The 25,170-nt window shown below is 51.5% G+C and carries 24 protein-coding genes and 1 tRNA gene; 15 read left to right on the forward strand and 10 right to left on the reverse strand.

The features are described 5' to 3' along the window. Positions 1 to 7 precede the first annotated feature (7 nt). The 3 genes from AC5TBW_RS08355 to AC5TBW_RS08365 all read right to left on the reverse strand — a co-directional run bounded on the left by AC5TBW_RS08355 (position 8) and on the right by AC5TBW_RS08365 (position 2,609). The gene (locus AC5TBW_RS08355; protein ID WP_495511610.1) at positions 8 to 289 is read right to left on the reverse strand and encodes a hypothetical protein; all 282 of its coding nucleotides are present in this window, start codon (positions 287 to 289) and stop codon (positions 8 to 10) included. Between the two features lie 127 nt (positions 290 to 416). Continuing rightward, complete coding sequence (locus AC5TBW_RS08360) at positions 417 to 1,598, reverse strand: 1-acyl-sn-glycerol-3-phosphate acyltransferase (RefSeq protein WP_495511611.1); 1,182 nt, start codon at positions 1,596 to 1,598, stop codon at positions 417 to 419. Positions 1,599 to 1,679: 81 nt separating this feature from the next. Next, positions 1,680 to 2,609, reverse strand: coding sequence for a recombination-associated protein RdgC (locus AC5TBW_RS08365; protein ID WP_495511612.1), 930 nt, complete (start codon positions 2,607 to 2,609; stop codon positions 1,680 to 1,682). Positions 2,610 to 2,785: 176 nt separating this feature from the next. Between AC5TBW_RS08365 and AC5TBW_RS08370 the strand changes: the two genes are divergently transcribed. The 8 genes from AC5TBW_RS08370 (at position 2,786) to AC5TBW_RS08405 (ending at position 13,844) form a co-directional block, all read left to right on the forward strand. Then, a complete protein-coding gene (locus tag AC5TBW_RS08370) occupies positions 2,786 to 3,220 on the forward strand; it encodes an acyl-CoA thioesterase (RefSeq protein ID WP_495511613.1) in 435 nt (144 codons plus the stop codon). Positions 3,221 to 3,373: 153 nt separating this feature from the next. Continuing rightward, positions 3,374 to 6,118: a DNA gyrase subunit A gene (gene gyrA / locus AC5TBW_RS08375; protein WP_495511614.1), complete on the forward strand. Its 2,745-nt coding sequence runs from the start codon at positions 3,374 to 3,376 to the stop codon at positions 6,116 to 6,118. Continuing rightward, a complete protein-coding gene (gene serC, locus AC5TBW_RS08380; protein WP_495511615.1) occupies positions 6,102 to 7,205 on the forward strand; it encodes a 3-phosphoserine/phosphohydroxythreonine transaminase in 1,104 nt (367 codons plus the stop codon). Before gyrA ends, serC begins: the two co-directional genes overlap by 17 nt. Positions 7,206 to 7,210: 5 nt before the next feature. Beyond that, a complete protein-coding gene (gene pheA, locus AC5TBW_RS08385; protein WP_495511616.1) occupies positions 7,211 to 8,302 on the forward strand; it encodes a prephenate dehydratase in 1,092 nt (363 codons plus the stop codon). Positions 8,303 to 8,307: 5 nt separating this feature from the next. After that, the gene (locus AC5TBW_RS08390) at positions 8,308 to 10,587 is read left to right on the forward strand and encodes a bifunctional prephenate dehydrogenase/3-phosphoshikimate 1-carboxyvinyltransferase (protein ID WP_495511934.1); all 2,280 of its coding nucleotides are present in this window, start codon (positions 8,308 to 8,310) and stop codon (positions 10,585 to 10,587) included. Continuing rightward, a complete protein-coding gene (gene cmk / locus AC5TBW_RS08395; protein ID WP_495511617.1) occupies positions 10,580 to 11,278 on the forward strand; it encodes a (d)CMP kinase in 699 nt (232 codons plus the stop codon). The genes AC5TBW_RS08390 and cmk overlap by 8 nt, the downstream gene beginning before the upstream one ends. A gap of 183 nt (positions 11,279 to 11,461) precedes the next feature. Beyond that, on the forward strand, positions 11,462 to 13,141 hold the full coding sequence (gene rpsA, locus AC5TBW_RS08400) for a 30S ribosomal protein S1 (protein WP_495511618.1): 1,680 nt from the start codon (positions 11,462 to 11,464) through the stop codon (positions 13,139 to 13,141). A 328-nt stretch (positions 13,142 to 13,469) separates the two neighbouring features. Next, the gene (locus AC5TBW_RS08405) at positions 13,470 to 13,844 is read left to right on the forward strand and encodes a histone-like nucleoid-structuring protein, MvaT/MvaU family (RefSeq protein WP_495511619.1); all 375 of its coding nucleotides are present in this window, start codon (positions 13,470 to 13,472) and stop codon (positions 13,842 to 13,844) included. 78 nt (positions 13,845 to 13,922) lie between these two features. Here AC5TBW_RS08405 and AC5TBW_RS08410 read toward each other — a convergent pair whose 3' ends face one another. Beyond that, positions 13,923 to 14,762, reverse strand: coding sequence for a helix-turn-helix transcriptional regulator (locus AC5TBW_RS08410; protein ID WP_495511620.1), 840 nt, complete (start codon positions 14,760 to 14,762; stop codon positions 13,923 to 13,925). A gap of 372 nt (positions 14,763 to 15,134) precedes the next feature. Between AC5TBW_RS08410 and AC5TBW_RS08415 the strand changes: the two genes are divergently transcribed. Continuing rightward, on the forward strand, positions 15,135 to 15,476 hold the full coding sequence (locus AC5TBW_RS08415; RefSeq protein ID WP_495511621.1) for a hypothetical protein: 342 nt from the start codon (positions 15,135 to 15,137) through the stop codon (positions 15,474 to 15,476). Positions 15,477 to 15,489: 13 nt separating this feature from the next. On the opposite strand, the gene AC5TBW_RS08420 is transcribed toward AC5TBW_RS08415, so the two are convergent. From AC5TBW_RS08420 to pilB, 6 genes are read right to left on the reverse strand one after another with little or no spacing between them, the layout of a single operon-like run. After that, positions 15,490 to 16,377: a DNA replication terminus site-binding protein gene (locus AC5TBW_RS08420; RefSeq protein WP_495511622.1), complete on the reverse strand. Its 888-nt coding sequence runs from the start codon at positions 16,375 to 16,377 to the stop codon at positions 15,490 to 15,492. A 43-nt stretch (positions 16,378 to 16,420) separates the two neighbouring features. Then, positions 16,421 to 16,654: a DNA gyrase inhibitor YacG gene (gene yacG / locus AC5TBW_RS08425; RefSeq protein ID WP_240716791.1), complete on the reverse strand. Its 234-nt coding sequence runs from the start codon at positions 16,652 to 16,654 to the stop codon at positions 16,421 to 16,423. Between the two features lie 33 nt (positions 16,655 to 16,687). Then, complete coding sequence (coaE, locus tag AC5TBW_RS08430; RefSeq protein WP_495511623.1) at positions 16,688 to 17,290, reverse strand: dephospho-CoA kinase; 603 nt, start codon at positions 17,288 to 17,290, stop codon at positions 16,688 to 16,690. A 23-nt stretch (positions 17,291 to 17,313) separates the two neighbouring features. Continuing rightward, positions 17,314 to 18,159: a prepilin peptidase gene (locus AC5TBW_RS08435; RefSeq protein WP_495511624.1), complete on the reverse strand. Its 846-nt coding sequence runs from the start codon at positions 18,157 to 18,159 to the stop codon at positions 17,314 to 17,316. Positions 18,160 to 18,207: 48 nt separating this feature from the next. Next, complete coding sequence (locus AC5TBW_RS08440) at positions 18,208 to 19,440, reverse strand: type II secretion system F family protein (RefSeq protein WP_495511625.1); 1,233 nt, start codon at positions 19,438 to 19,440, stop codon at positions 18,208 to 18,210. Positions 19,441 to 19,443: 3 nt separating this feature from the next. Continuing rightward, entirely contained in the window at positions 19,444 to 21,201 is a 1,758-nt protein-coding gene (pilB, locus tag AC5TBW_RS08445; RefSeq protein WP_495511626.1) for a type IV-A pilus assembly ATPase PilB, read from the reverse strand. Between the two features lie 241 nt (positions 21,202 to 21,442). Here pilB and AC5TBW_RS08450 point away from each other — a divergent pair, with 241 nt between their 5' ends. The 6 genes from AC5TBW_RS08450 to AC5TBW_RS08475 all read left to right on the forward strand — a co-directional run bounded on the left by AC5TBW_RS08450 (position 21,443) and on the right by AC5TBW_RS08475 (position 24,844). Beyond that, complete coding sequence (locus AC5TBW_RS08450; protein ID WP_495511627.1) at positions 21,443 to 21,946, forward strand: pilin; 504 nt, start codon at positions 21,443 to 21,445, stop codon at positions 21,944 to 21,946. A 62-nt stretch (positions 21,947 to 22,008) separates the two neighbouring features. Then, positions 22,009 to 22,506 (forward strand): pilin, encoded by a 498-nt coding sequence (locus tag AC5TBW_RS08455; protein WP_495511628.1) that lies wholly within the window; start codon positions 22,009 to 22,011, stop codon positions 22,504 to 22,506. Positions 22,507 to 22,589: 83 nt separating this feature from the next. Then, positions 22,590 to 23,033 (forward strand): anti-virulence regulator CigR family protein, encoded by a 444-nt coding sequence (locus AC5TBW_RS08460; protein ID WP_495511629.1) that lies wholly within the window; start codon positions 22,590 to 22,592, stop codon positions 23,031 to 23,033. Positions 23,034 to 23,119: 86 nt separating this feature from the next. Continuing rightward, positions 23,120 to 23,935 (forward strand): inositol monophosphatase family protein, encoded by an 816-nt coding sequence (locus AC5TBW_RS08465; protein WP_495511630.1) that lies wholly within the window; start codon positions 23,120 to 23,122, stop codon positions 23,933 to 23,935. 137 nt (positions 23,936 to 24,072) lie between these two features. After that, positions 24,073 to 24,149: transfer RNA gene (locus AC5TBW_RS08470), tRNA-Pro, on the forward strand. A 368-nt stretch (positions 24,150 to 24,517) separates the two neighbouring features. Then, positions 24,518 to 24,844 carry a hypothetical protein gene (locus AC5TBW_RS08475; RefSeq protein ID WP_441679164.1) on the forward strand — a complete coding sequence of 109 codons (327 nt, stop codon included), beginning with the start codon at positions 24,518 to 24,520 and terminating at the stop codon, positions 24,842 to 24,844. Positions 24,845 to 25,170: the final 326 nt, after the last annotated feature.

The raw sequence follows: 25,170 nt of genomic DNA on the forward strand, positions 1-25,170 counted from the left end.
GCAACGATTAATACAGCGCTTGCTCTTCTTGAACCACTTCGCGCAGCAATTCTAAAAAAAGCTTATCAGCCTCAGAGTGCTCAGCAGGGTCTTCGGGTATATGCACACTGGTGGTGTCTGAAATTTCGTTAGCTATGCGTGCCATGGTCGCAGGGCTATTGCCTTCGGTCAGCTGCTGTCTGGCAATCACAAGAGATTGCTCAAGAATTTTGGGGTCTTGTAGCAATTTGCGAATAAAACCACGCAGCTCATTGATGACGCGTGTTTTCTGGATTTCTGAACCGGACATGGGAGTCTCCTTAGGATCGCGAATGACGACAGGGTCAAGCGAAACCGATCAATGCGTTGACCATAGCATTTTTTCTGCCAACGGGCATGAGTTGCACGGCATTAAACCTGCAGATTAAAGCGCTGGTTTAGAGCGTCAATCGACCGGCCTTATGCTTGACGGGGTTCGCGTACTGGGCAAGCCAGTATGGCCTTAACGCCTCAGGTACATCGGCAAGTCGCGCATTGAAACGCTCCCTGTCTTGTTTAGTAATCGCTTTACGCGCTACCAGTTCCGGTGCTTCGCCCAATGCTTCAAGAGCTAAATAGTGGCTAGGGAAGAGGCGATATCCGCCAATCACCTGACGATCAATCTCTGCGGCTACCTCATCGGGCGTCGCCATATCGGCGCCGACCGGCGTACCAAAGTGCAGCCGCACGCGTCCTTTAGAACCGGTAATGCCCGCCACAATGGAACGAATATCCTCGAACTCACCTTTGGCATAGCCGCCTTGCGTATCAATATCGTGCAGTTCCTGGGCCTTTTGCACGTCGCAGGGATCGTATTCATAGCTAATCGATACTGGCACTAGTTTCAGCTCGGCAATCGCATCACCAAACACCATGTCGCGCTCTGAAGCTTTCCTGGCCATGGTTAACATCTTGATAATAGCGGGCTCGGTATGGTCGATGCCATTCTTTGCACGGCCTTCACGCTGGGCCATCCAAATTGAGTGCTGGTCTTCGGTAATAGTGTGGCGAATATAGGCTGAAAGCTGTTGATACGCTGCCAGCATTGCCCGCTTGCCCCGTGCACTACGTGGCACAATAAAGCTTTTGTTGAGTCGCATTAGGTCGGTGACATAGGGCTTTTTGAGCAGATTGTCACCGATGGCAATGCGAACAGTGTCGCGGTTTGCTTGATATAGCGCATAGTTGACGAAAGCAGGATCCAGCGAAATATCGCGATGGTTGCCAATGAAGAGGTAAGCGCCTTTAGGGTCGAGCTTATCAAGCCCCGTGACGTCAAATTCATCGGTCGTGGTACGGATCATGCGCTCCATATAATGAGCAATGCGCATTTGAAATTCGTAAACCGATGTAACACCTTTCACTTCACGGCGGACCGCACGACTGGCAAAGCCACGCGCCAATGACGGCGCCCAGCGCGCCAAGCGGGGAAGCCGAAAGCGGGTGAGGGCATCGAGCAATTCGTTGTCCCGTGAGAGCCTAGCAAGAACCTCGGCTACTTCATGATCCATAAAGGGCCGAATGTCAGCCCACGGGTCTGTCGCGGTAGAGACGTTAGTAGCGTTATTGTGATGAGTCATGCGAACCGTTTGATGATAAACCATGGGTGATTAGGAGTAGGTATCGATTAATAGCATCGAGGTCGAAGAGCTATAGATTCCTTACTGCGCCGCGGGTTCCCGCTGCGTTTCGCCCCCGAGCCACTCTATTAAACGTGGAATATCGGTAGATAGCGCCTGCGCCATTAAAATAAAGTCTGTTTCCAGGCGGGCGAGCGCATCGTCACCGTCGTCCGCGTGGTCGGCTTCTTCAATGAGTGCATCGCCAAAGCGCAATGATTTCAGCGCCAAATCATCGTGCAGCACGAAGCTTAACCGGCCTTCTAAGCTCATAGCGAGCTTGCTGGCTTGGCGGCCGCTTTCGAGTAACTGCTGAATTTCATCGCTGTCTAAATCGACTTGGCGAGCGCGAAGCACACCGTCATCGCCTTTCGCTTTGAGTTCGACTTGATCACCCAACTGCAGATCGGCAGGGCGGCTAGCCACATCACCTAGCCAGGTAGTCATGGCTCGAATAGGCAATGTTTGTGAACTCAATGGGGTGACTTTCAAGCTGCCTAGTGTCTCGCGTAACAAGTCCAGGATATCTTCGGCACGGGTGCGCGAACTGGCATTGATACCAATCATCTGGCCTTTAGTGTCCCACCAAAGATCAATTTTCTGGCTGCGCACAAAGGCGCGAGGCAGCAAATTTTCAGTGACCTGCTCTTTAAACGCGGTTTTTTCTTTGCGGGTTACTTTACGGCTTTCGCTGGCTTCGATATCGGCGACGAGCTCGTCGACCTCTTCTTTTACTACCGAGGCAGGCAGTAGCCGCTCTTGGCGAAGGACGGAAAGCAAGCGGTGCGATTGAATTTCGTGCACTAATTGCCCGCCGCCCATACGTCCAGCCGGGGCTGTCCAGCCCAGGCGTCGTGCATCGGCGTTGCCGAGTGGTTTGGCGGCATGCTCTTGTAAAGCGCTAGCGAGCGCATCGCTGGTTAACTCGGGCGCGTCGTGCAGGCGGTATAAATGCAAGTGCTTAAACCACATGAGGCCAATCCTGTTCAAAAGGTGGCACATTATGGCGAAAGAGGGGCATTCCTACCAGCGGATGCCACTAATCGTCTCTGTTGCACGTGTTTCAAACTTGTGTTTGATTGAGGTTTTGCCAGCTAAATACTATCTGCCAATTAATAGCATTGTTTAACTGAACAATAGGAGCAGTAATGAGTACATCGCTATCGCGGGTTCAATTGCGCGTTCGTGGCTATCACTTGGATGGCTATGGTCATGTGAATAACGCTCGCTACCTGGAGTTTATGGAAGAGGGTCGTTGGGATTACTTCGATCAACACCCAGCGATGATCAAAGAGCTCCATCAGGCTGGCCGAGCGTTTGTGGTGGTTAACTTGAATATTGACTATTTGGCCGCGGCACGTCACGGCGATGATTTAGAAATTATGACGGGTATCGTCGACGTCGGGGAACGCAGCGGCCTCTGTCACCACCGTATCGTGCGCAAAGACGGTACCGTCATCGCTCAGGCAGATTTGACCTTCGTGCTTCTGGATATGCGAGCTAACAAGGCCGCTGCCATTGACGGCGAGGTGCGTGAAGCGTTGGCTGCATTAACGTTGGCGAAAGAGGCATTTACCCCCTAAATGGCTTTGGTGAGCTCCCTGGCTGCCCTTGCTGCTTTTGCAGTGGTATGATGGCGAAGTATTTGCGCGCCGTTCCACTAAGTTTTTAGGGACGGTGTTTTTAAGCGCTTTCAACTCTCGCAGTGCCAATGCAGTGCAAAGGATCTGACTTTCATGGGTGACATCGCCAGAGAAATCTTGCCCGTCAATATTGAAGACGAGCTTAAACAGTCGTATCTCGACTATGCGATGAGCGTCATTATCGGCCGCGCGCTTCCTGATGTGCGCGATGGCCTAAAACCGGTTCACCGGCGTGTGCTGTTTGCCATGCATGAACTGGGTAATGATTGGAATAAACCGTACAAGAAGTCGGCGCGTGTCGTCGGCGATGTCATCGGTAAATACCATCCGCACGGCGATAGCGCGGTTTACGACACCATCGTACGGATGGCTCAGCACTTTTCGATGCGTCATGTGCTGGTCGACGGCCAGGGTAACTTCGGTTCTATTGATGGGGATAACGCGGCTGCCATGCGTTATACCGAGGTGCGTATGTCGCGCCTTGCCCACGAACTGCTCGCTGACCTGGAAAAAGATACCGTCGACTGGGTCGATAACTACGACGGTACCGAACGTATTCCTGCGGTATTACCGACCAAAACGCCCAATTTGCTGATCAACGGCTCATCGGGTATCGCGGTGGGTATGGCAACCAATATTCCACCGCACAACATGCGTGAAGTGATTGATGGCTGCTTAGCCTTAATCGACGACTACACGCTGACGGTGGATGACCTGATGGAATACATCCCCGGGCCTGATTTCCCCACTGGGGCGATAATCAATGGTCGCGCGGGTATCTTGTCGGCATATCGTACCGGCCGTGGGCGTATTTATGTTCGTGCCTGCCACACCATCGAGCACCATGATAAAACCGGTCGCGATCACATTATTGTTAGTGAGCTGCCGTATCAGGTGAACAAAGCGCGGTTAATTGAGAAAATTGCCGAGCTGGTGAAAGAGAAGAAGATCGAAGGCATCGCTGAGCTGCGCGATGAGTCGGATAAAGATGGCCTGCGCGTGGTTATTGAAGTTAAGCGTGGCGAGTCCGGCGAGGTAGTGGTCAATAACCTGTTTGCTCAGACACAGCTGCAGAACGTGTTCGGGATTAACATGGTGGCGCTGGAAAATGGCCAGCCCCGTACGCTGAATCTTAAAGAGATGCTGGAAGCCTTTATCCGCCACCGGCGCGAAGTGGTGACCCGGCGTACGCTGTACGAGCTGAAAAAAGCCCGTGAGCGTGGTCATTTGTTGGAAGGTTTGGCCGTCGCTATTTCGAATATCGACGAAGTGATCGAGCTGATTAAAGCCTCGCCCAATGCGGCAGAAGCGCGTGAAAAGCTGCTCGCCAAGACGTGGCAGCCCGGCCAAGTGACCGCCATGTTGGAGCGGGCGGGTGCTACCTCTTGCAAGCCAGAAGAGCTGGAAGAGGGCTTTGGTCTAAATACCGCTGCCACGTCGTATCGACTATCGCCCGCCCAGGCACAAGCGATTCTTGAGTTACGCTTGCACCGTTTGACGGGGCTTGAGACCGAGAAGCTGCTCGATGAATACCTGACGATTCTTGAGAAAATTGCTGAGCTTACTGAGATTCTTGCATCGCCTGATCGGTTGATGGAAGTGATTCGGGAAGAGCTGCACGCCGTGCGTGATCAGTTTGGCGATGATCGCCGCACTGAAATCCAGGCCAGCCATTTGGATCTGTCGATTGAAGACTTGATCGCTGAAGAAGACATGGTCGTGACCGTGTCGCGCTCTGGTTACGCCAAGACGCAGCCGCTGTCTGATTATCAGGCCCAGCGCCGTGGCGGGCGCGGTAAGTCTGCTACCGCAATGAAAGATGAAGATGTGATTGAGCACTTGCTAGTTGCGTCTACACACGACACCGTGCTGCTGTTCTCCAATCGCGGCAAAGTATACTGGCTGAAAGTTTACGAAATGCCCAACGCCAGCCGTGGCTCGCGAGGCAAACCGTTGGTCAATATGCTGCCGCTGGAAGAGGGTGAGGCAATTAACGCCATCCTGCCAGTACGTGACTACGATCCTGAGCACTATATCTTCTTTGCGACGGCTAAAGGCACCGTCAAGCGCACCAGTCTTGAACAGTTCTCCCGCCCGCGTAGCGTGGGTCTTATCGCCATTGATCTTGAAGAGGGTGATCGTTTAGTGGGCGCTGCCATTACCACCGGTAATGACCATGCCATGCTGTTGTCGTCTAACGGCAAGGCCATTCGCTTCGAAGAAGGTAAAGCCCGCGCCATGGGACGAACTGCTCGCGGTGTGCGTGGTATGCGCTTGGCCGGCGATGCAGAAGTCATCAGCTTGATTATTCCCAAGAGCCAGCAAATTGATGCCGAAGCGGACGCTGAAGAGGAAACTCAGAATGGCGTGCAAGAGAGCGTCGTGACCGAAACCGCCGATGGTCAGATCTACATTATGACCGCCAGTGAGAACGGTTATGGTAAGCGCACGCGCCTGGAAGAGTTCCCGCTGCGTGGTCGTGGTGGTCAGGGTGTTATCGCCATGCAAACCAGCGAGCGTAACGGTTCGCTAGTGGCGGCGATGCAGGTTTATGACAGCGATGAAATGATGCTGATCACTGACCGTGGCACGCTAGTGCGTACGCGTGTTGAAGAGGTCTCAACCACCTCGCGTAATACCCAGGGCGTGATGTTGATTCGTCTGGGTAAAGAAGAAAAATTAGTCAAAACCGTTCGTGTTGATGAGCCCGCCGAAGTCGATCTGACTGGTCTCGCAGAGGGTGCCGAAGCTAGCCTTGATGAGCGACCTGAAGACGTTCAGACGAGTGAATCATCCGATGACGCACAGGAACCGGGGACTGATGACACGTCATTATAATTTCTGCGCAGGGCCTGCGGCCCTGCCAGTAGCCGTACTGGAACGCGCCCGGGAAGAGTTGCTGGACTACCAGGGGCGCGGTCTTTCCGTGATGGAAATGAGCCACCGCAGCGATGAGTTTATCGGTATTGCCGAGCGCGCAGAAGCTGACTTCCGTCAGCTTCTAGGCGTGCCGGATAATTATAAAGTGCTGTTCTTGCAGGGCGGTGCCAGCCTGCAATTTGCCATGTTACCGATGAACCTTTTGGGGCAGGGCGGCAGTGGCAACTTTATTCAGACCGGCATTTGGGGCAAGAAAGCGCTGACAGAGGCCAAACGCCTTGGTTTTGATTGCCATGTGGTTGCCAGCAGCGAGCCTAACGGCCATACGGCGGTACCCACGCGTGATGCGCTTCAGGTAAGCGCAGATGCTGCCTATTTGCACTACACCTCTAACGAGACAATTGGTGGCTTGGAATTTGATTATACGCCTCATATTCAGCGTGCCGATGGTGCGAGCGTGCCGTTGGTCTGCGATATGTCATCAAATATTCTTTCTGGACCGATCGACGTTAGCGATTTCGGCGTGATCTACGCTGGGGCACAGAAAAATATTGGCCCCGCCGGCTTAACGCTGGTGGTCGTGCGTGACGACCTGTTAGGCAAGGCTCAGGCAAATATTCCTTCGCTATTTGATTATCAAATGCTGGCGGAAGCCGGTTCGATGGTCAATACGCCGCCGACTTACGCTTGGTATTTAGCTGGGCTGGTATTCCAGTGGCTGAAAGACGATATCGGCGGGTTGGCGGCGATGGACGCTATCAATCAGCGTAAAGCAGATAAGCTGTACGCGGCGATTGATGGCAGTGAGTTTTATAGTAACCCAATTGCTAAAGCCAATCGTTCGCGAATGAACGTGCCTTTTGTATTAGCCGATTCAGCGCTGGATAAAGCGTTTTTACAGCAAGCCGATGCGGCGGGGCTGCTCAATTTAAAAGGCCACCGCAGCGTGGGCGGTATGCGCGCCAGTCTTTACAACGCGGTGCCTGAGTCTGCGGTAGATGCCTTAATTGCATTTATGGCGGATTTTGAACAAACAAGGGGCTAATCATCATGTCCGACACGTCGATCAATCTGGATGAGCTGCGCCAGCGAATCGATCAGCTCGATAGCGATATTCTGAATCTGATCAGTGAGCGGGCCAACTGTGCCCAGCAAGTGGCCCATGTAAAGCTGGCCGAGGATAAAGATGCGGTGTTCTATCGCCCTGAGCGAGAAGCGCAGGTGCTGCGACGCATTATGGCGCTGAATAAGGGCCCGCTTGACTCAGAAGAGATGGCACGCTTGTTTCGCGAAATCATGTCGGCGTGTTTGGCATTAGAGCAGCCTATTAAAGTGGCCTATTTGGGCCCTGAGGGCACTTTTACTCAGCAGGCGGCGCTCAAGCACTTTGGTGAAAGTGCGGTTAGTTTGCCCATGGCGGCGATTGATGAAGTGTTTCGTGAAGTAGAGGCGGGCGCCGTGCACTACGGCGTGGTACCGGTGGAGAATTCCACCGAGGGGGTGGTCAATCACACTCTTGATACCTTTATGGACTCCTCTATCAAAATTTGCGGGGAGGTGGTGCTGCGTATTCACCATCATCTGTTGGTCAGTGAAACGACCCGCCGCGATAAAGTGTCGCGTATCTATTCTCACCCGCAATCCTTCGGTCAGTGCCGGAAATGGCTCGATGCCCACTATCCTCATGCTGAGCGTGTGCCGGTTTCTTCCAATGCCGAAGCGGCTAAGCTGGTTAAAACCGAGTGGCATAGCGCGGCTATTGCGGGCGATATGGCGGCGAAGCTATATGGTCTTGAGCATATTGCGGAAAAAATTGAAGACCGCCCGGATAACTCAACGCGGTTCTTGATTATTGGTAACCAGGATGTGCCTATGGCGGGCGAAGACAAAACCTCCATTGTCGTCGCTATGCGTAATCAGCCGGGTACTCTCCATGCTCTGCTTGAACCGTTTCATCGCCACCAAATTGATTTGACGCGCCTTGAAACACGTCCTTCGCGCACGGGTGTGTGGAACTACGTCTTTTTTATCGACTTTAAAGGCCATCGTGATGAGCCCAAAGTTGCAGCAGTGCTTGAAGAGGTGCAGCTGCGGGCGGCGGATTTACGTGTGCTGGGTTCTTACCCCATAGGCGTGCTGTGACGTTAATGGTCGAAGATGGTGTTACAACATCAGGCTGCCATGAATCGCGTCTATTGATTGTTGGTCTGGGGTTGATTGGTGGCTCGCTGGCGGCAGCGTTGCGCGTAGCCGGGTTTCAGGGGCAAATTGTTGCCTGTGATCCTGATGAAAGTGAGATTGCTCGCGGCATTGGGATGGGACTGATCGACTCGGGGGGTACCCACCTAGCTGAACAAGTCAGCGGCGCTACCATGGTAGTGCTGGCGGTGCCGGTGCTCGCCATGGAGAGCGTGATGGCGAGCTTGGCCGAAGCGCTGCCTAATGCATCGTCTGACGTTGTGATTACCGATGTCGGTAGTACCAAGGCGACTATACGCGCTTGCGCTCAGCGTGTATTTGGCCAGGTGCCCACTAATATGGTGTTGGGTCATCCTATTGCCGGTTCAGAAAAAAGCGGCGTTGCAGCGGCGAATCCGCGTCTGTATATAGACCATAAGGTTATTTTGACACCTGAGCTTAACGTTGATCGTGATGCTTTGCAGCGCGTGCGTTGCTTATGGGAAACCTGTGGCGCCGATGTGCTGGAAATGGACGTAGAACGCCATGACCAGGTGTTGGCGCGTACCAGCCATCTGCCCCACCTGCTGGCATTTTCACTGGTGGACACGCTAGCCCGTCAGGATGAGCGGCTGGATATTTTTCGTTACGCGGCCGGCGGATTTCGCGACTTCACTCGTATCGCGGGTAGCGATCCGGTCATGTGGCGAGATATTTTTATCGCTAATAAGCAGGCGGTATTGGCATCGCTGGATGATTTTGAAGCAGGACTTGAGCGTTTGCGTCATGCAGTCGAAACCGGGGATAGCGATGCGCTGATAGCCACCTTTGACCGGGCAAGCCATGCTCGGCACTATTTCGACTCTTTATTGAACAAAACCAGTTACCAGGCGGAATACCATATGCAACCACAAGGTAAGGTTACCTACCGTGTGCAGCCGGGCGGTCAAGCCCAGGGACGTTTACGCGTTCCCGGTGATAAATCCATGTCGCACCGCTCCATTATGCTGGGTGCACTGGCAGAGGGTGTCACTGAAGTAAAAGGCTTTCTGGAAGGCGAAGACAGCTTGGCGACGCTACAGGCGTTTCGCGAAATGGGTGTGGCGATTGAAGGGCCGCATCAGGGGAAAGTCACTATTCATGGTGTAGGGATGCACGGCTTAAAAGCGCCCGCAGGTCCGCTCTATGTAGGCAACTCGGGCACCGCCATGCGGCTGTTTTCCGGCCTGCTCGCGGGTCAGGCGTTTGATAGCGAACTGACCGGCGATGAGTCGCTGAGCAAACGTCCGATGGGGCGCGTGGCTGACCCGCTACGCCTAATGGGGGCCACCATTGATACTGCGGAGGGTGGGCGGCCGCCGCTGAAGATTCACGGTGGCGCTGATCTTAAAGGCATCCATTACGATATGCCCATGGCCAGTGCCCAGGTTAAGTCCTGTTTATTGCTGGCGGGGTTATACGCCCAGGGTGAAACCCGAGTGCGTGAACCTGCGCCGACCCGCGATCATACCGAGCGCATGCTCAATGGTTTTGGCTATGCGGTTTCCCGTGAAGGCGATACCTGCTGGCTGCTGGGTGGCGGTAAGCTAACAGCGGGCCCGATTGATGTGCCTTCTGATATTTCTTCTGCAACGTTCTTTTTAGTTGCCGCAGCGATTACCCCAGGAGCAGATATTACCCTTGAGCATGTGGGTATTAATCCCACACGTATTGGCGTCATTAATATTCTTACCCTGATGGGCGCGGATTTAACGCTTGAGAATGAGCGCGAAGTGGGCGGTGAACCGGTGGCTGATATTCGTATTCGCTACGCGCCGCTGAAAGGAATTGATATCCCTGAAGAGCAAGTGCCGTTGGCAATTGATGAATTCCCTGCGCTGTTTATTGCCGCCGCTAATGCCGAAGGTGTGACCCGTCTTAGAGGTGCTGAAGAGCTACGCGTCAAAGAGTCTGATCGTATCCAGGCGATGGCGGATGGCTTGGCTGTGTTAGGTGTACAGCACACCGTCGTAGAAGACGGTATCGATATTGTTGGCAATGGCGATGCGCAAAAAGCGAGCTACGGCGGTGGGCGTGTCGATAGCCTGGGCGATCACCGTATTGCCATGGCGTTTGCGATTTCATCGCTGCGTGCGAGTGCAGAAATTGAGATTGAAGACTGCGCCAATGTGGCGACCTCTTTCCCTGATTTCGTTGAATTAGCCACGCGCATTGGCATGAGCGTTAGCGTGGAGGGTGCGCATGAATGATCGCGCCTTAGCTGTTCCAGTGCTCACCATTGATGGCCCTGGCGGTGCGGGTAAAGGCACCATTAGTGGTTTAGTGGCGGAACGCCTGGGCTGGCATTTGCTGGATAGTGGTGCACTTTATCGGCTGACGGCTCAAGCAGCCGTGAAGCATAACGTAGCTGTTGACGATGAGGCTGGGCTTGCCCGCCTAGCGGAGCAGTTGGACGTCGCCTTTCCAGTTGAAGATGGACAGCCGCGTACGCTGCTAGAAGGAGAAGACGTTGGCCAGGTGATTCGTACCGAGCAGGCGGGTGAGCGAGCATCGCAAGTAGCGGCGCTGCCTGCCGTACGCGAAGCGCTGCTGCAGCGCCAGCGTGATTTTTGCCAAACGCCAGGGTTGGTAGCGGATGGGCGCGATATGGGAACAGTGGTCTTTCCCGATGCCCCGCTAAAGATTTTTTTGACGGCAAGTGCCGATGAAAGGGCGCGTCGGCGTCATCTGCAGTTGCAGGAAGCCGGGGTGAATGCTAGTCTTTCGAGTCTTTTGAAGGAGATTCAGGCACGCGATGCACGCGACACGCAGCGCAGCGTGGCACCTCTCAAGCCGGCAGATGATGCCATTACGCTTGATACCACGCGTCTGAGTATACCGGAAGTGGTTGATCGACTGACCGAACTGCTCGCCCAAAGAGGGCTGGTAAGCGGCGTGTGATTCTCCCTTGCGGCGCTTTTGGATAGGTGTCACGACGTGGCAGGGCACTAAACTCACATCGGTGAGCCCGGTCAGGTCTAACCAGCGTTAACACCCCCAAAGGCTGAGTTACATTAGGCCCGCACTTGCTGGTGGTGCGGAGAAGGCATTTATGCCTCAACAACGTAATTACGTAGGAACACCATGAGCGAAAGCTTTGCTGAGCTGTTTGAACAGTCTCTTAACGACATCAACATGGAGCCAGGCGCTATTGTCGCGGCTCAAGTTGTCGACATTGACGGTGACTGGGTTACTGTCAACGCTGGTCTGAAATCTGAAGGTCAGATCCCGGCGTCACAATTCCGCGATGAACACGGCAACCTGAACATCGCTATCGGTGACGACGTGCACGTTGCACTTGAAGCCGTTGAAGATGGTTTCGGTGAAACTCGTCTGTCCCGTGAAAAAGCCAAGCGCGCAGAAGCTTGGAAGATTCTGGAAGCAGCCTTCGAGAAAGACGAAATCATCAAGGGCGTTATCAACGGTAAGGTTAAAGGCGGCTTCACTGTTGAAGTTGACTCTATCCGTGCCTTCTTGCCTGGCTCGTTGGTTGACGTTCGTCCAGTTCGCGACACTGCGCACCTGGAAAATAAAGAGCTGGACTTTAAAGTCATCAAGCTTGACCCGAAACGTAACAACGTTGTGGTATCACGTCGTGCGGTTCTGGAAGCAGAGAATAGTGCCGAGCGCGAAGCGCTGCTGGCAACTCTGCAAGAAGGTCAGCAGATTAAGGGTATCGTTAAGAACCTGACAGACTACGGCGCTTTCGTAGACCTGGGTGGTGTTGACGGCCTGCTGCACATCACAGACATGGCGTGGAAGCGTATTAAGCATCCGTCCGAAATCGTTGCTGTTGGCGACGAGATCAACGTCAAGGTTCTGAAGTTTGACCGTGAGCGTAATCGCGTTTCACTGGGTCTGAAGCAGTTGGGCGAAGATCCGTGGGTCAACATTAAAGAGCGTTACCCGGAAGGCATGAAAGTACACGCTGTCGTCACTAACCTGACTGACTACGGTTGCTTTGCCGAGCTGGAAGAGGGTGTTGAAGGTCTGGTTCACGTGTCTGAAATGGACTGGACTAACAAAAACATCCATCCGTCTAAAGTCGTTCAAGTGGGCGATGATGTTGACGTCATGGTGTTGGACATCGACGAAGAGCGTCGTCGTATTTCTCTGGGTATCAAGCAGTGTACCGCTAACCCGTGGGAAACCTTCAACACTGACTACAACAAAGGCGATCGCGTTTCAGGTACCATCAAGTCTATTACTGACTTCGGTATCTTTATCGGCCTTGAAGGCGGTATTGACGGTCTGGTTCACCTATCTGATATTTCTTGGACTGATACTGGCGAAGAAGCCGTACGCAGCTTTAAGAAAGGCGATGAAGCTGAAGCCGTTATCCTGTCTATTGATCCTGAGCGTGAGCGCATCTCGCTGGGCATCAAGCAGATGGATTCTGACCCCGTTGCTGAGTACTTGTCAGTCAACGATAAGGGCAGCATCGTAACGGGTCGCGTTATTGAAGTTGATGCTAAAGAAGCTCAAGTTGAATTGGCGACTGACGTTATTGCTGTGCTGAAAGCGTCTGAAATCAGTGCTGACCGCGTAGAAGACGCGCGCAATGTTCTGAATGAAGGTGACAGCGTCGAAGCGCGTATTGTCAGTGTTGATCGCAAGAGCCGCCAGATTAACCTGTCGGTAAAAGCGAAAGATCAAGACGATACTCGTCAGAACCTGAAGAAGATGCGTGAGCAAGAGCCCGAAACAGTGGGTGGTCCGACCACTATCGGTGACTTGATCAAGCAGCAAATGGGCCAAGACTAATTATTAATTAGTCATTGGTTTGTAAAAGCGCCGCCCTTATGGGCGGCGCTTTTGTTTGTAATCTTGGTGTGTTTCTAATAGCCGAATAGATAGCTCAGAGTCCATGGTCTATTAGGGTTAACACTATTTTTAATAGCAGTTGTGGTTTTAAAAACGATTAGTAATTGAGTGAAAATCAACTAGACTGTTGTCAGTTACTCTTTTTACAGGAATAATGTCCCAGCATTCTGAACTAGTGGGTGCCAAGGTCGCCAAGTCAGCACCTATACTAGTTGAACCTTTTTCAGTTGAACCCCGTTCAGTTGGAAACGATACTAAAGGAACCCCGATGTCATTACTTAACGAATATATCCAAAAAGAACAGCAGCTAAAGCAGCTTCAAGAAGATCTTCAGCGCTTAGAAGGCGACCAGCGCCTTAAGAGCGAGTTAGAATTTAAAGCCAAACTTGAAGCGCTGATGACTGAATTCGGGAAGCGTCCGAGTGATGTCATTGCTTTATTAGATCCCGCTTCCGAACAGCGTAGCGGTAAAACGACGGCAAGTGGTAATGCTCGTCGTAAGCGTCGTCTTAAGATTTACAAAAACCCTAAAACTGGGGAAGTCATTGAGACCCGTGGTGGTAATCACAAAGGTCTGCGTAGCTGGAAGGACGAGCATGGTGATGAAGCCGTTGAATCCTGGCTGGTACGCATGGAAGACTAAGTAATTTAAAAACCGGCATTTCTCTATAGAAATGCCGGTTTTTTATTACGTGCACTCGGCTATGCCGTTAAAACCTTATCAGTGCTGTTGGCTTATCAGCGGGATCCGAAGCTCTAAATGATTTGCTTGCCACAAGACTTGAGGTGAGTGGCCACTTACATGGTAGCTATTTTGTTTGTGAAGCAAATGTGTAATTGTGTGCGTCAATGCACCATTTAGCTTAGCTAAATCTTTAAAACACGTGCTTGCATAGTAGTGGGTTGGAATGTCGACCCGTCGATACGGAACCGGTAACGCAATGTCTTTAGCATTGTCTGTCCGCTCAAGGTACAGGCCAACATCTGTACGGTAAGAATGAAAAGATTCGTTATTCAGTGCATCCACTTTGTTCGCTAGCATGTCGGGCAGTGCAATAATGGTCTTAGATAGGCGTAATCGCGCCTGTAAGCAGGCTAGCTGCTTGTTGTGGTAACGTGCATCCCCTAGCCCCTCAATATGCTCAGGAGCTTGGTAGAGGCGCATTAGAATCATTTGTCGATTACTCGTTTTTTTGATGCCAGTTGTGAAAGGTTGATGCGGTACTGAACGATTCAGAGAGTTTTTCAGTATTTGCCGAAAATTACGTGGCCTGAACTGATAACGACGCTGAAATGCGCGTGAAAAAGATGAGTGATTTTGATACCCACAACGTATCGCAATTTGCGCTATATTGAGAGGCGTAAGCGCTAATAATACAGCCGCGCGTTCAAGTCGTCTTTTTTCACGATAGGCGCTAGGTGAAATGTGGAAGCTTTGGCGAAATTGTCGCCGAACTTGAGAAGACGAATACCCTATGTGGTTAGCAAGGTCTTCGATACCGAGTGGCTTATCAATAGTATCCTGTAGCCAGATCTCAGCTCGTGTCATCGCGTTGAACATTATCTGGCCTCTCATACGTGAATCATACAGGTCGTGCTTGTTTCGCCTGTAATGCACTCTCCCAGTGCGTTAGTGTTGGTAACCTAGCTGAAGAGCTAACGTTCAGCGTACAGATGAGAGTTGACTCTCTGTTCAGGCTACTTGTGGGTACGTTGATGCTAAACATGATTTTTTGAGTTATCGCTGACTGTGGCGTATTTGATAAATGTGCTTGTCACCCTGGGATGCCTAATGTTGTTGCCTTTATGCTGGTAACTGGGGGGCAAAGGCAAGTTTGCTCGTTATCTTTACGCGTTTGTGCACAGTTTTTGCGGAAAATGCTACGTTGATAGTCCTGTCGACCATTTCAAGTAAGGTGTAAATGAAACATCGATGAAATATCAAAAGGTTCAAAAGCCGGTAGATGAGCGTGAGAAGCTGCGTAAATTTCGTGAATTAGACGATGCCTTTGCGCAGGCGTTACGTCAGTTAGACGATCCTGATAGTGACTTTGATATACCGACGGGACCGCCGGTACGGTCGCTTGCGGCATTGGAGCAAGATGATGTAGATACAAAGCAGAGGGAACAGCAAGAGGAGCTTGATCGTGTTTTCAGGCAGCGCTTTGAAGCTTTAGTGAATGAGTATGGCGTAGACCACTATGATCTGGCCGAACTGATTGAAACGCTGCTTGGCTACGGGCTGTGGCAGCAGGATTCAGTGCCCGATAGCTAACCTTTGGTAAATCCTACCGGTAGCGATAAATACGTAAGCTGGGCAAAAACACGTCCTGCTCAAGCTTCTCATCGCGTCGCCGAGCTCTTGTGCGGGTGGTGGGGGGCTGTGAAGCGGGCAGGTTAATGTGCGGTAATCGCTGGTTATTGTCTGGTACAAAAATAGGCATAGCGGCATTCAGCGCCCGTCTTGTATGCCCATCATCGAGTGGCTCGGTAAAGAATAGATTGGCTCGCATAAGGGGAGCCTGCGTTTGCACCTGAGCGAGCACTTCGCCGCTGGGGATACCCGCTAGTTTGCGAAGCTGAATACGGATGTGCGGTGCATCTGTATCGAGCTTTAAAAGCTTAAATTCTGCCTCCTGAACGGTCAGACGCTTTATAGAGCGACCACTGCTATACCACGCAAAGCGAACGCGTGAGACTGGCGCTTGAGCGATGGGTAATTGCCGCCAACACTGCTTAAGGTGCAAGCGGGCAAGCCCTTTGCGACGAAGCACTTCTTCAACATGGGGATGGCGTTGTGGCAGGCGGCTTTTTGCCTCACTCAGCGTCTGGGGAAAAGCCTTTTTAATATGTTGCAGAAGTTCACTAAAACGGGCTTTAGAGTGGTTAACGTCATCTATCGCCGATAACAGTTCGTCGTTCGCTGCCACAATGGCAATATAATTGCGCGTCTCACGACCATCTTGATCCTGCTCGTGCCACATATCGAAAAGCGCTTCGCGTAACCAATGATGACTGGGCGTGGTCTGATTAAATACCCATGAAGCTGGATGCTGCTGCTCGTAAAGCGACACGGCAGCTTCAATGGTGCCAAGCAAAGCGTCAAACCGCTGCTCCAATTGAAGCACCAAGTGATAGGCTGATGGCGATGGTTGTTCAGGCATTGTCATAGCCATGGTCGGTTGCGTTGCGGGAGGTGTCGGTTAACTGCCTTGCTCGCTAGGTGAGCGGCGCATCTTTGTCCGCTTGTGCCAGCAGCGTTTCTATATCGGCTTCATCCATCGCCGATTCGCCCGAAATACGATGAGACTCATCGGCCCAGGCACCCAAATCGATCAGTTGGCAGCGCTTGCTGCAGAAAGGGCGATAAGTGCTTTCTGGCAGCCAAGGCACGCGCTTGGCGCACTGAGGGCAATTAACTTCAAGCGGGGAATCGTTTGCAGGGCGAACCATAAAAACTCCAATAGCGTTAATAGTTACGATAACTCAGCCGTTCAGCAGTCGACGGTATTGCTTATCGAGCCGTACCACTTGTTCCATCATGCTGGCATGGTCTCCGCTGTTATCGATCACGTCATCGGCTTTTGCTAGCCGTTGTTCGCGGGGAAGTTGGGCGGCGAGAATAGCATGCACTTGGCTCTCACTCACCCCATCACGCTGTTGAGTCCTCAATAGTTGCAGTGCTTGAGGCACATCCACCACGAGACTGCGACTAACCAGTGTATGCTGGCTTGATTCAAACAGTAACGGCGTTACAAGCAGAACATAAGGCGCGCCTTGAGCTTTAAGTTGTTCTAAGTGCTGCAATAAACGCTCTCTTATTTTGGGATGTGTGACGGCTTCTAGCCAGCGTCTTTGGTCAGAATTTTTAAATACAATATCGCGCAAGGCAGCTCGGTTAAGCGTGCCATCCACATTAATGACCTGATCACCGAAGCGCTTTTGAATAGCAAGCAGGGCAGGTTCCCCTGGCTGGACAATTTCTCTGGCGACATCGTCGGCATCAACCCAAGCGGCACCGAGTGTTTCGAAGGCGCGAGCAACGGTCGATTTGCCCGAGCCAATACCGCCTGTTAATCCGATAATCATCGACTGCCTCACGTAGTTAAATTTTAAATAACCAGGCTGACATACAGCGCCATAAGGTCATCGCCGACTAGTAATGCCACCCATCCAGCAAGCGCGAGAAAAGGGCCAAAGGGGAGCGGTTTTCCGCGTAAGCCAGGAGCGCAAGCTTGAGCAATCAGTCCAACAATGGCTCCAAGCCCTGCCGAAAGTATCAAAATGAGCGGTAAAAAACTCCAGCCAAGCCAGGCACCCAAAGCTGCTAGCAGTTTAAAGTCGCCAAAACCCATGCCTTCTTTACCGGTGACCAGTTTGAAAAGCCAATAAAAACTCCATAGTGAAACATAGCCCACCATGGCACCAATAACGGCATTGGGCAGCATCAGTGGCTGGAAGAGGAGTTGGAAAAGCAAGCCTGCCCATAATAGGGGCAGTGTAATGACATCGGGCAATAGCTGCGTACGAAAATCGATAACAGCAAGCACTAGCAGCATTAGACAGGCAGCGTAAATGAAAAGTGACGCAAAAGTGAGCCCATTTAGCGCGAGAACGACCATGGACAGTAGACCACCCGCTATTTCCACTAGCGGGTATTGAATGCTAATAGGTGATTGGCACTCTGCGCAGCGCCCGCGGCGTTTTAACCATCCAATAATGGGCAGGTTGTCGTGCCAAGCAATAGGGGCCTCACAGCGCGGGCACATTGAGCCGGGAGTGGCCAAATTGAAGCGAGGCGGGTTTTCGTCCTTCAGTTCAAGCGCTTCCCGAGCCTCGTGCCGCCAATGGCGCATCAGCATGACAGGTAGGCGAGTAATAACGACATTAAGAAAACTGCCTAGACAAAGCCCCATAAGTAAAACGATAAACCAAATGATAAGCGGAGGGTGGTGCATGTAGCTCCTTAGGTTTCTTAACGTCAGCGTTGTTGAAAAGCTTGGATCTTAGAGCGCAGAGCCTAAATCAAAAATGGGCAAATACATTGAGACTACAACGCCACCCACCAGCACACCCAAAACCACGATAATAACGGGCTCCATTAGAGAGGTGAGCGCATCGACCTTATTGTCGACTTCCTCTTCGTAATAATCAGCGACGCGGTTGAGCATGGCATCCAGTGAGCCTGCTTCTTCACCAATGCTCACCATCTGGATCGCCAAAGGAGGGAAGCAATTCGTCATTCGCATGGCGAAGTGTAATTGCTGACCTGTCGCTACATCCTGGCGTGTTTGCACCACCGCGCGTTCATATACTTTGTTACCCGAGGCACCGGCAGCCGTGTCTAAGCCTTCAACAAGAGGGACGCCTGAGGCAAAAGTGGTGGCTAATGTACGTGAGAAACGCGCAATCGCAGATTTGTGCAGAATGTCGCCAATTATCGGTAAGCAAAGCAGTAGCGCGTGCATACGGTAGGCAATTTTAGGTGAGCGCTGAATACTTACTTTAAGCAGCAGCACGCTAGCGATTACTGCACCGAGCGCTGCTAGCCAATAGCGCTGAGCAAGCTCGGATAGATTCACCGTCATCTGCGTCATGGCGGGTAATTCAGCGCCAAAGCTTTGGAACATGCTTTCAAATTCAGGTACCACTTTTATTAGCAAAAGCATGGTGACGGCTATGCCAATGGTCATAACCGCAGTGGGGTACCAGAGTGCTTTCTTTACCCGTGCTTTAAGTGACTCTACTTTCTCTTTGTAGGTTGCAATACGATCAAGCATTTGATCCAGCGCACCTGACTGTTCACCCGCGTCGACAAGGTTAACAAACAGCCGATCAAAGTGTTTAGGGTGGAGGCGTAAAGCGTCGGAAAAACTAGACCCCGACGACACATCGGTCATCATCTGCTGAACGAGCGCAACCATAGCGGGTTTTTTGAGGCTTTCAGCCACTACCTGCAATGCCTGTAGCAAAGGAATGCCCGCCCGGATCATCGTGGCCATTTGACGGGCAAACACCATGATATCATTAGGATTGATGCGGCCACTGCCGCCCAGATTGCCCTTTTTAGTAATGCGGCGGATGATGATGTTTTGTTTGGCAAGTTCAGCGGCTACCTCGGCTTTACTGCGTCCAATCATCTCGCCGCTTAGCGGTCTATCCTGAGGGCCTTTACCTACCCATTTCCAGCGCGCTAGCTTGATGGCGGGCGTTTGGCGTCGACGTGCCGTTTTAGCCATGCCTTACTCCTTGCTCACTCGGTTAATCTCTTCCAGGCTGGTAATGCCCTGCATGACTTTTAATAAACCGCTGCGGTGTAAGCTGGGGTATCCCTCCTTACGCACCTGATGATCGATATCTAACGCATTAGCATCCCGCATGATTAATTGGCGCATGGCTTCAGTAATCGGCACGACCTCATAAATACCGATACGTCCTTTATAGCCGTGGGTACAGTGTTTACAGCCTACGGGCTTGTAAATGGTCGCTTGGTGGATTTCCTCAAGGTTAAATCCCTCTTTACGCAGGGCTTCCTGGGGAATGTCAATTGGCTCCTTGCAATGCATGCAAAGTTTGCGGGCGAGGCGTTGGGCAATAATCAGGCTAACCGCACTGGCAATATTGAACGAGGACACGCCCATGTTAGCCAAGCGTGTGAGTGTCTCAGCGGCCGAGTTGGTATGCACCGTTGATAGCACTAGGTGGCCCGTTTGCGCAGCCTTAACGGCTATTTCAGCCGTTTCAAGGTCGCGAATCTCGCCCACCATAACCACATCGGGATCTTGGCGTAGAAAGGCGCGTAAAGCACTGGCAAAATCGAGGCCGATTTTAGGCATTACGTTCACTTGGTTAATGCCGGCAACTTTAATTTCAACCGGATCTTCGGCGGTGCAAATATTACGCTCAACTTTGTTCAGGATATTAATCCCGGTATACAGCGAGACGGTTTTACCGCTACCGGTTGGGCCAGTCACCAGGATCATGCCTTGGGGTTGCTTTAATGCATGTTCATATTGGCTACGCTGTTCATCGGTAAAGCCCAGTTGCTCAATACCCAGCTGAGCGGCGGCAGGGTCTAAAATCCGCAGCACCAGCTTTTCGCCATAGACGGTAGGCAGCGAGTTCACCCGGAAGTCCAGCGAGCGGGTGCGAGACAGCTTGAGTTTTATCGCCCCATCTTGTGGTAATCGACGCTCGGAGATATCAAGGCGTGCCATGATTTTCAGACGAGCTGCGATGCGGCTGCGCATGCCAAAAGGAGGGCGGGCCACTTCAATCAGCATGCCATCAACACGAAAACGTACCCGGTAAAGCGTCTCGTAAGGCTCGAAATGAATATCAGACGCGCCACGGCGAATTGCATCTAACAGGATCTTGTTCACAAATTTAACGATCGGGGCGTCCTCGCTATTCTGGGAGGACTCTTCAAGCGGCACTTCATTACCATCGTTATTTTGCACAACATTCAGCGAGCTTACCGCATCGTCAATGCCTTCAAGCTCATCCAGCATGCCACGCTCGTTTTGAGCAAGGTAATTGTTCAGCGCAACCGTAATCTGATCGACAGGAGCAAGGACGCCTTCAACGCTAAGACCAGTGGCAAACTGCAATTCATCCAGTTGTGTCAATGTCGCGGGGTAGGGGACCGCGACGGTGAGGCGATGGCCGTGGCGTGCTAACGGCAGCACGTTAAGGTTCTGCAGCACTTTAATGGGGTAATCAGAGACAGGCGGTAGCGTATTAAGTCGTAAGGCCTCTAAATTAATGACCGGGAGTCCATACTCCCAGCCCGCCGCCACCGTGGCTTCGATAGGGTCAACCAAGCCACTTTCAATGACGTGTTGAAGAAACGATATCTCTAAATCTGATGCGGTTGTCTCAGCCGTAGCGGCCTGGGTATCGCTCAGCAAGCGGTGTTTGACCAAGCGCTGAGCAATACCACGCAGGCCACCACGAGCGGCTGCGTGACTAAGAGTCGACTCAAAAGGGGACTGGCTCATTAAAAAAGACCTGTTTTACATCAGCGTAGGCAAACTACTTGTACCATAAACTAGCGGTTACGGGCACTAAATGACGGGGCTTTCAAAACAGCTCAAGTACTAGGCGCATGGGCCGATAGCGTTAGAAGAGCGTGTTGTAAAAAAATATCCCGTAAGCTAGTGTAACACCCAGTGTTCCTAACTCTTTTTAAGGATTTACGTTCCTTATAAAGGCTTGCCCCTTCCCTTAGGAGATGTCTTCATGCAGAAATCTGCACATCCGGCCATAAGCAATAAAAAACAAGGCGGTTTCACGCTGATTGAGCTAATGATCGTGGTGGCGATTATTGGTGTATTGGCATCAATCGCTGTGCCGCAGTACCAGAATTACGTTGCTCGTGCCCAGGTGAGTGAAGCTATCAGTCTCGCCTCATCGGCTAAAACAGCCGTCTCTGAGTTTTACATGACCACTGGCGATTTCCCTGATACTAATACGGAAGCTGGAGTATCTTCACTCGACGCTGGCACAGATATTTCCGGAAGTTATGTAAAGAGTGTTTCTGTAGAAGATGGCGGCGTGATCACTGTAGCAATGTCTGATTCAGAAGTAGTCAGTGATCTGCAAGGCAAAGTATTAAACTTCACGCCTGAATCATCTAGTGATGACAATAGTGGTGCTATTAAATGGTCATGCGGTGCTTCTTCAGATGGCATTCCAACCAAATACCTGCCTGCAAGTTGCCGTGCTACGACAACAACAGAGTAATACTTAACTGATAGCTAATATTAAGGGGCCTTGAAGCCCCTTTTTTAAGCGGAGATTACTTAATGAAAGGTTTGCAGCGCGGTTTTACTCTTATCGAGCTGATGATCGTGGTCGCAATTATCGGAGTATTGGCTGCGATTGCGGTGCCTCAATATCAAAATTATGTAGCACGGGCTCAGGTGTCAGAAGCTTTTAACCTCGCTGCTGAATTGAAGGTTGCGATCAGCGAGTATTACATGGCGACAGGCGGTTTCCCGCAAAGTAATGCTGATATCGGTTACGCAACAGATACGTCTCCAACTGGGAGTGGTTCAGCGGGTGCTAGCGATGTAGGTAGCTATGTTGGCTATATGGGGATTTGGGCCGCGGAAGGTGATTTTGAGTCTCGTATCGTAATGGAAATGAGCGATGAATCTAATAGTGCAATCGCAGGCAAATGGGTTGTAATGGAAGCTGACGCTGGCACTGGTTCTATTGAGTGGTCTTGCCGTACTACTACTGGGGATGCAAATAAGATGGAGCTGAAGTACTTGCCAGCAACTTGCCGCGATCAAAAGTAACATTTCTAATATTGCTCCTTCCACAATCCCTACGCATTTGTTCTTTACACTGTCAGCTCCAACGTTGAATTGAGGAGCTTACAGTGACCCCTACCAAACTGATTATTCTTAGTACTCTTGGCGCCGTGCTGCTCAATGGCGCTGCCTTTGCACAACCTGACCATGCACAAGCCCATGGTGCCCGTGATAAGAGTCATCGTGATCAGGCCCAGCAACATGAATCTCGCCGTTCAGAAAACATCCGAGATGAGCGGGTAGATCTGCCACGTATTGATGTGCGTGAACTACGCCAAATATTCCGCCAGTACGACGCGCCGAGAGCCGAATCATTGCCGCCAGGTATTCAGCGCAATTTAGAGCGCGGTAAGCCATTGCCACCGGGCATTGCTAAGCGTTTTGATGGTCAGTTAGCCGCAGAATTGCCGAACTATCCCGGTTATGAGTGGGAGCGTGTAGGGGCTGACGTTGTCTTGATCGAAGCAGCCACGCGCATCGTGGTCGATGTGTTAGTGGATGTTTTACGTTAGCCAGGGCTACAACTGACTCGAAAATTTCATCACGTCGGCTTATGGTGGGTGGTCATAATGGTTAAATATCTTCAATGGGAGATCCAATGACTGGCCACGCACTAAAGGCGCGCCTAAAGATCGCGATTTCCATCGCCGAAGAAGCGGGGCAGATGATTGCTCAGGCGCGTGAGCAGCAAGGCTTTGCTCAACGGTTAAAAAAGAATAATGAACTGGTCACCGATGTGGACGTAGCCGTTGATCAGCTTATTAGCCAGCGTCTTAGAGAGCACTTTCCAGATGAAGCATTGCTGAGTGAGGAGCTCGCGCCTGAAAGCGCCCAGCATGTTGAAGCGCCGCGGCTCTGGGTCGTGGATCCTATTGATGGCACGGTCAATTTTGCTCAGGGGTTGCGACATGTGGCCGTATCCATCGGCTGGATGGAAGAGGGCGTCGCTAAAGTGGGGGTCATCCATGCGCCATTTCTGGGCGAAACCTTTAGCGCTGCGGAAGGAGGGGGGGCTTTTTGCAATGGTCAGCCCATCCAACCCAGCAATGCCGATTCATTGGCGCACACTCTGGTTGGTACAGGATTTCCCTACCGCAAAGAAGAACGCAAACATCTTTTAAAGCGTCTGGGGGCTGTGCTCACTGAATGCCAAGATGTGCGTCGTAATGGCGCGGCGGCACTCGATCTGTGCGACGTCGCCTGCGGCCGTTTAGATGCGTACTATGAAAGTGTTTCGCCGTGGGATTTTGTGGCGGGTTGGGTCATTGCACGCGAAGCCGGTGCGCGGGTAGGCCACCTTTACGAACCACCTAAATCCATTCCAGAAGATCTTTACCCAGAGCACTTGTTAGTGACGGCACCTGGCGTTTATGACGCCATGGCATATCTGTTACTTGATGCTGACCAGAGCTAACGATAAAGGGTGGCTCTGTTAAGACGGTGTATGACAAATACTTGAAAAGAAAGCGCTATAAGGGCTTTTCATTTATACAGTAAAGCGCTAGTATACGCACCGTCTTGAGGCAAAGATGTAGCGGCCAATAAAGACTGCGGAGCGTGGCGCAGCTTGGTAGCGCGTTGCAATGGGGTTGCAAAGGTCGCAGGTTCGAATCCTGTCGCTCCGACCAAAAAAGACATATAAAACGGTCACTTAGCTAATTGCTGCAGTGGCCGTTTTTGCTTTGTTAGATTTTAGGTAGCAAATAGGTAGCACGCGTCGGAAACAAGAAGGCGCAGCTGGCAACAATGATTCGCCTTTCTCACCACACCGTATCCCTCACTTAGCAGGTGGGTACTGCTGGTCAAAAGGTGATATATAGCTGACACGTGCGTGTCCGAAACAGTTAGCGAAGGTCTTTTCTATCGAATTCTGAAATGCCCCAGAAACAGCAGGAAAAGTACAGCCGTTCAATTGCGAAAATGGGTAAGTTACACCCAACAAGCTGAGAGTTCGATTGGGCAACATGACAAGGGTAAATTATTAGGAGCTCCCGTCATGACCAAAAAGAAAAGTGAAGACATCTTGGATAACGCATTTCGCCTTTACCATCAAGGCTACAGTCCGGAGCTGATTGAGTTGCCAGAAAGCGCCGTCTTTCCCTCCTTGATTCCTGCGGCCCCTTCGACTGCACGTAAAAGTAGGGTGACTGGACTGCTGTTAGGGGAGCCCGCTCCACGGTTCGTGCGTCGTGGACGTAATGTCAGGTACCGACTCTCTGATGTTTTAGCTTGGCTGTCTGAAGTAGATCCGCAGCGCTCAACAGCAGAAGCTTTCATGGCGAAACAAAGCCTGGAAGCTTCGCTTAATCTCAGTAGTGAATAAGGGATTAATCGTTTCTTTATGATTTGACTTATCTAGTTTTACTTCATGTCGAAAATTCAAATTATTTCCGACATGAAGGCTTCAGGTAAGCTAGTTATGAAAGTATGGTGAAAACCTTTTGATAGCTTCTGAGGCTTTCCACCCTGTCTTCTTCTCCGTACCTTTTCTAACAAGACCAGCCATGTCTTTTTCGTTGCCACAATTTTTTCTGAGCTACTAGCTGGTGAGAGGGCCTGGCAGAGCGTGCCTATCGTTCAGCATGTCGCTTACGGCGTGGCTTCGTAGATGAAAAGTGGATTGGCCCTTTACTGGCCATAATTGAGCTT

Source organism: Vreelandella sp. ssv, assembly GCF_059448525.1.

What these genes read in the sequence shown, in the direction of transcription:
- AC5TBW_RS08465 (WP_495511630.1), top strand. Translation starts at nt 23,120, where the DNA reads ATGACTGGCCACGCACTAAAGGCGCGCCTAAAGATCGCGATTTCCATC.
- AC5TBW_RS08410 (WP_495511620.1), bottom strand. Translation starts at nt 14,762, where the DNA reads ATGTTCAACGCGATGACACGAGCTGAGATCTGGCTACAGGATACTATT.
- pheA (WP_495511616.1), top strand. Translation starts at nt 7,211, where the DNA reads ATGTCCGACACGTCGATCAATCTGGATGAGCTGCGCCAGCGAATCGAT.
- pilB (WP_495511626.1), bottom strand. Translation starts at nt 21,201, where the DNA reads ATGAGCCAGTCCCCTTTTGAGTCGACTCTTAGTCACGCAGCCGCTCGT.
- AC5TBW_RS08365 (WP_495511612.1), bottom strand. Translation starts at nt 2,609, where the DNA reads ATGTGGTTTAAGCACTTGCATTTATACCGCCTGCACGACGCGCCCGAG.
- AC5TBW_RS08405 (WP_495511619.1), top strand. Translation starts at nt 13,470, where the DNA reads ATGTCATTACTTAACGAATATATCCAAAAAGAACAGCAGCTAAAGCAG.
- AC5TBW_RS08360 (WP_495511611.1), bottom strand. Translation starts at nt 1,598, where the DNA reads ATGACTCATCACAATAACGCTACTAACGTCTCTACCGCGACAGACCCG.
- AC5TBW_RS08475 (WP_441679164.1), top strand. Translation starts at nt 24,518, where the DNA reads ATGACCAAAAAGAAAAGTGAAGACATCTTGGATAACGCATTTCGCCTT.
- serC (WP_495511615.1), top strand. Translation starts at nt 6,102, where the DNA reads ATGACACGTCATTATAATTTCTGCGCAGGGCCTGCGGCCCTGCCAGTA.
- coaE (WP_495511623.1), bottom strand. Translation starts at nt 17,290, where the DNA reads ATGATTATCGGATTAACAGGCGGTATTGGCTCGGGCAAATCGACCGTT.
- AC5TBW_RS08370 (WP_495511613.1), top strand. Translation starts at nt 2,786, where the DNA reads ATGAGTACATCGCTATCGCGGGTTCAATTGCGCGTTCGTGGCTATCAC.
- AC5TBW_RS08390 (WP_495511934.1), top strand. Translation starts at nt 8,308, where the DNA reads ATGGTCGAAGATGGTGTTACAACATCAGGCTGCCATGAATCGCGTCTA.
- AC5TBW_RS08415 (WP_495511621.1), top strand. Translation starts at nt 15,135, where the DNA reads ATGAAATATCAAAAGGTTCAAAAGCCGGTAGATGAGCGTGAGAAGCTG.
- AC5TBW_RS08420 (WP_495511622.1), bottom strand. Translation starts at nt 16,377, where the DNA reads ATGGCTATGACAATGCCTGAACAACCATCGCCATCAGCCTATCACTTG.
- AC5TBW_RS08450 (WP_495511627.1), top strand. Translation starts at nt 21,443, where the DNA reads ATGCAGAAATCTGCACATCCGGCCATAAGCAATAAAAAACAAGGCGGT.
- gyrA (WP_495511614.1), top strand. Translation starts at nt 3,374, where the DNA reads ATGGGTGACATCGCCAGAGAAATCTTGCCCGTCAATATTGAAGACGAG.
- rpsA (WP_495511618.1), top strand. Translation starts at nt 11,462, where the DNA reads ATGAGCGAAAGCTTTGCTGAGCTGTTTGAACAGTCTCTTAACGACATC.
- AC5TBW_RS08455 (WP_495511628.1), top strand. Translation starts at nt 22,009, where the DNA reads ATGAAAGGTTTGCAGCGCGGTTTTACTCTTATCGAGCTGATGATCGTG.
- yacG (WP_240716791.1), bottom strand. Translation starts at nt 16,654, where the DNA reads ATGGTTCGCCCTGCAAACGATTCCCCGCTTGAAGTTAATTGCCCTCAG.
- cmk (WP_495511617.1), top strand. Translation starts at nt 10,580, where the DNA reads ATGAATGATCGCGCCTTAGCTGTTCCAGTGCTCACCATTGATGGCCCT.
- AC5TBW_RS08355 (WP_495511610.1), bottom strand. Translation starts at nt 289, where the DNA reads ATGTCCGGTTCAGAAATCCAGAAAACACGCGTCATCAATGAGCTGCGT.
- AC5TBW_RS08435 (WP_495511624.1), bottom strand. Translation starts at nt 18,159, where the DNA reads ATGCACCACCCTCCGCTTATCATTTGGTTTATCGTTTTACTTATGGGG.
- AC5TBW_RS08440 (WP_495511625.1), bottom strand. Translation starts at nt 19,440, where the DNA reads ATGGCTAAAACGGCACGTCGACGCCAAACGCCCGCCATCAAGCTAGCG.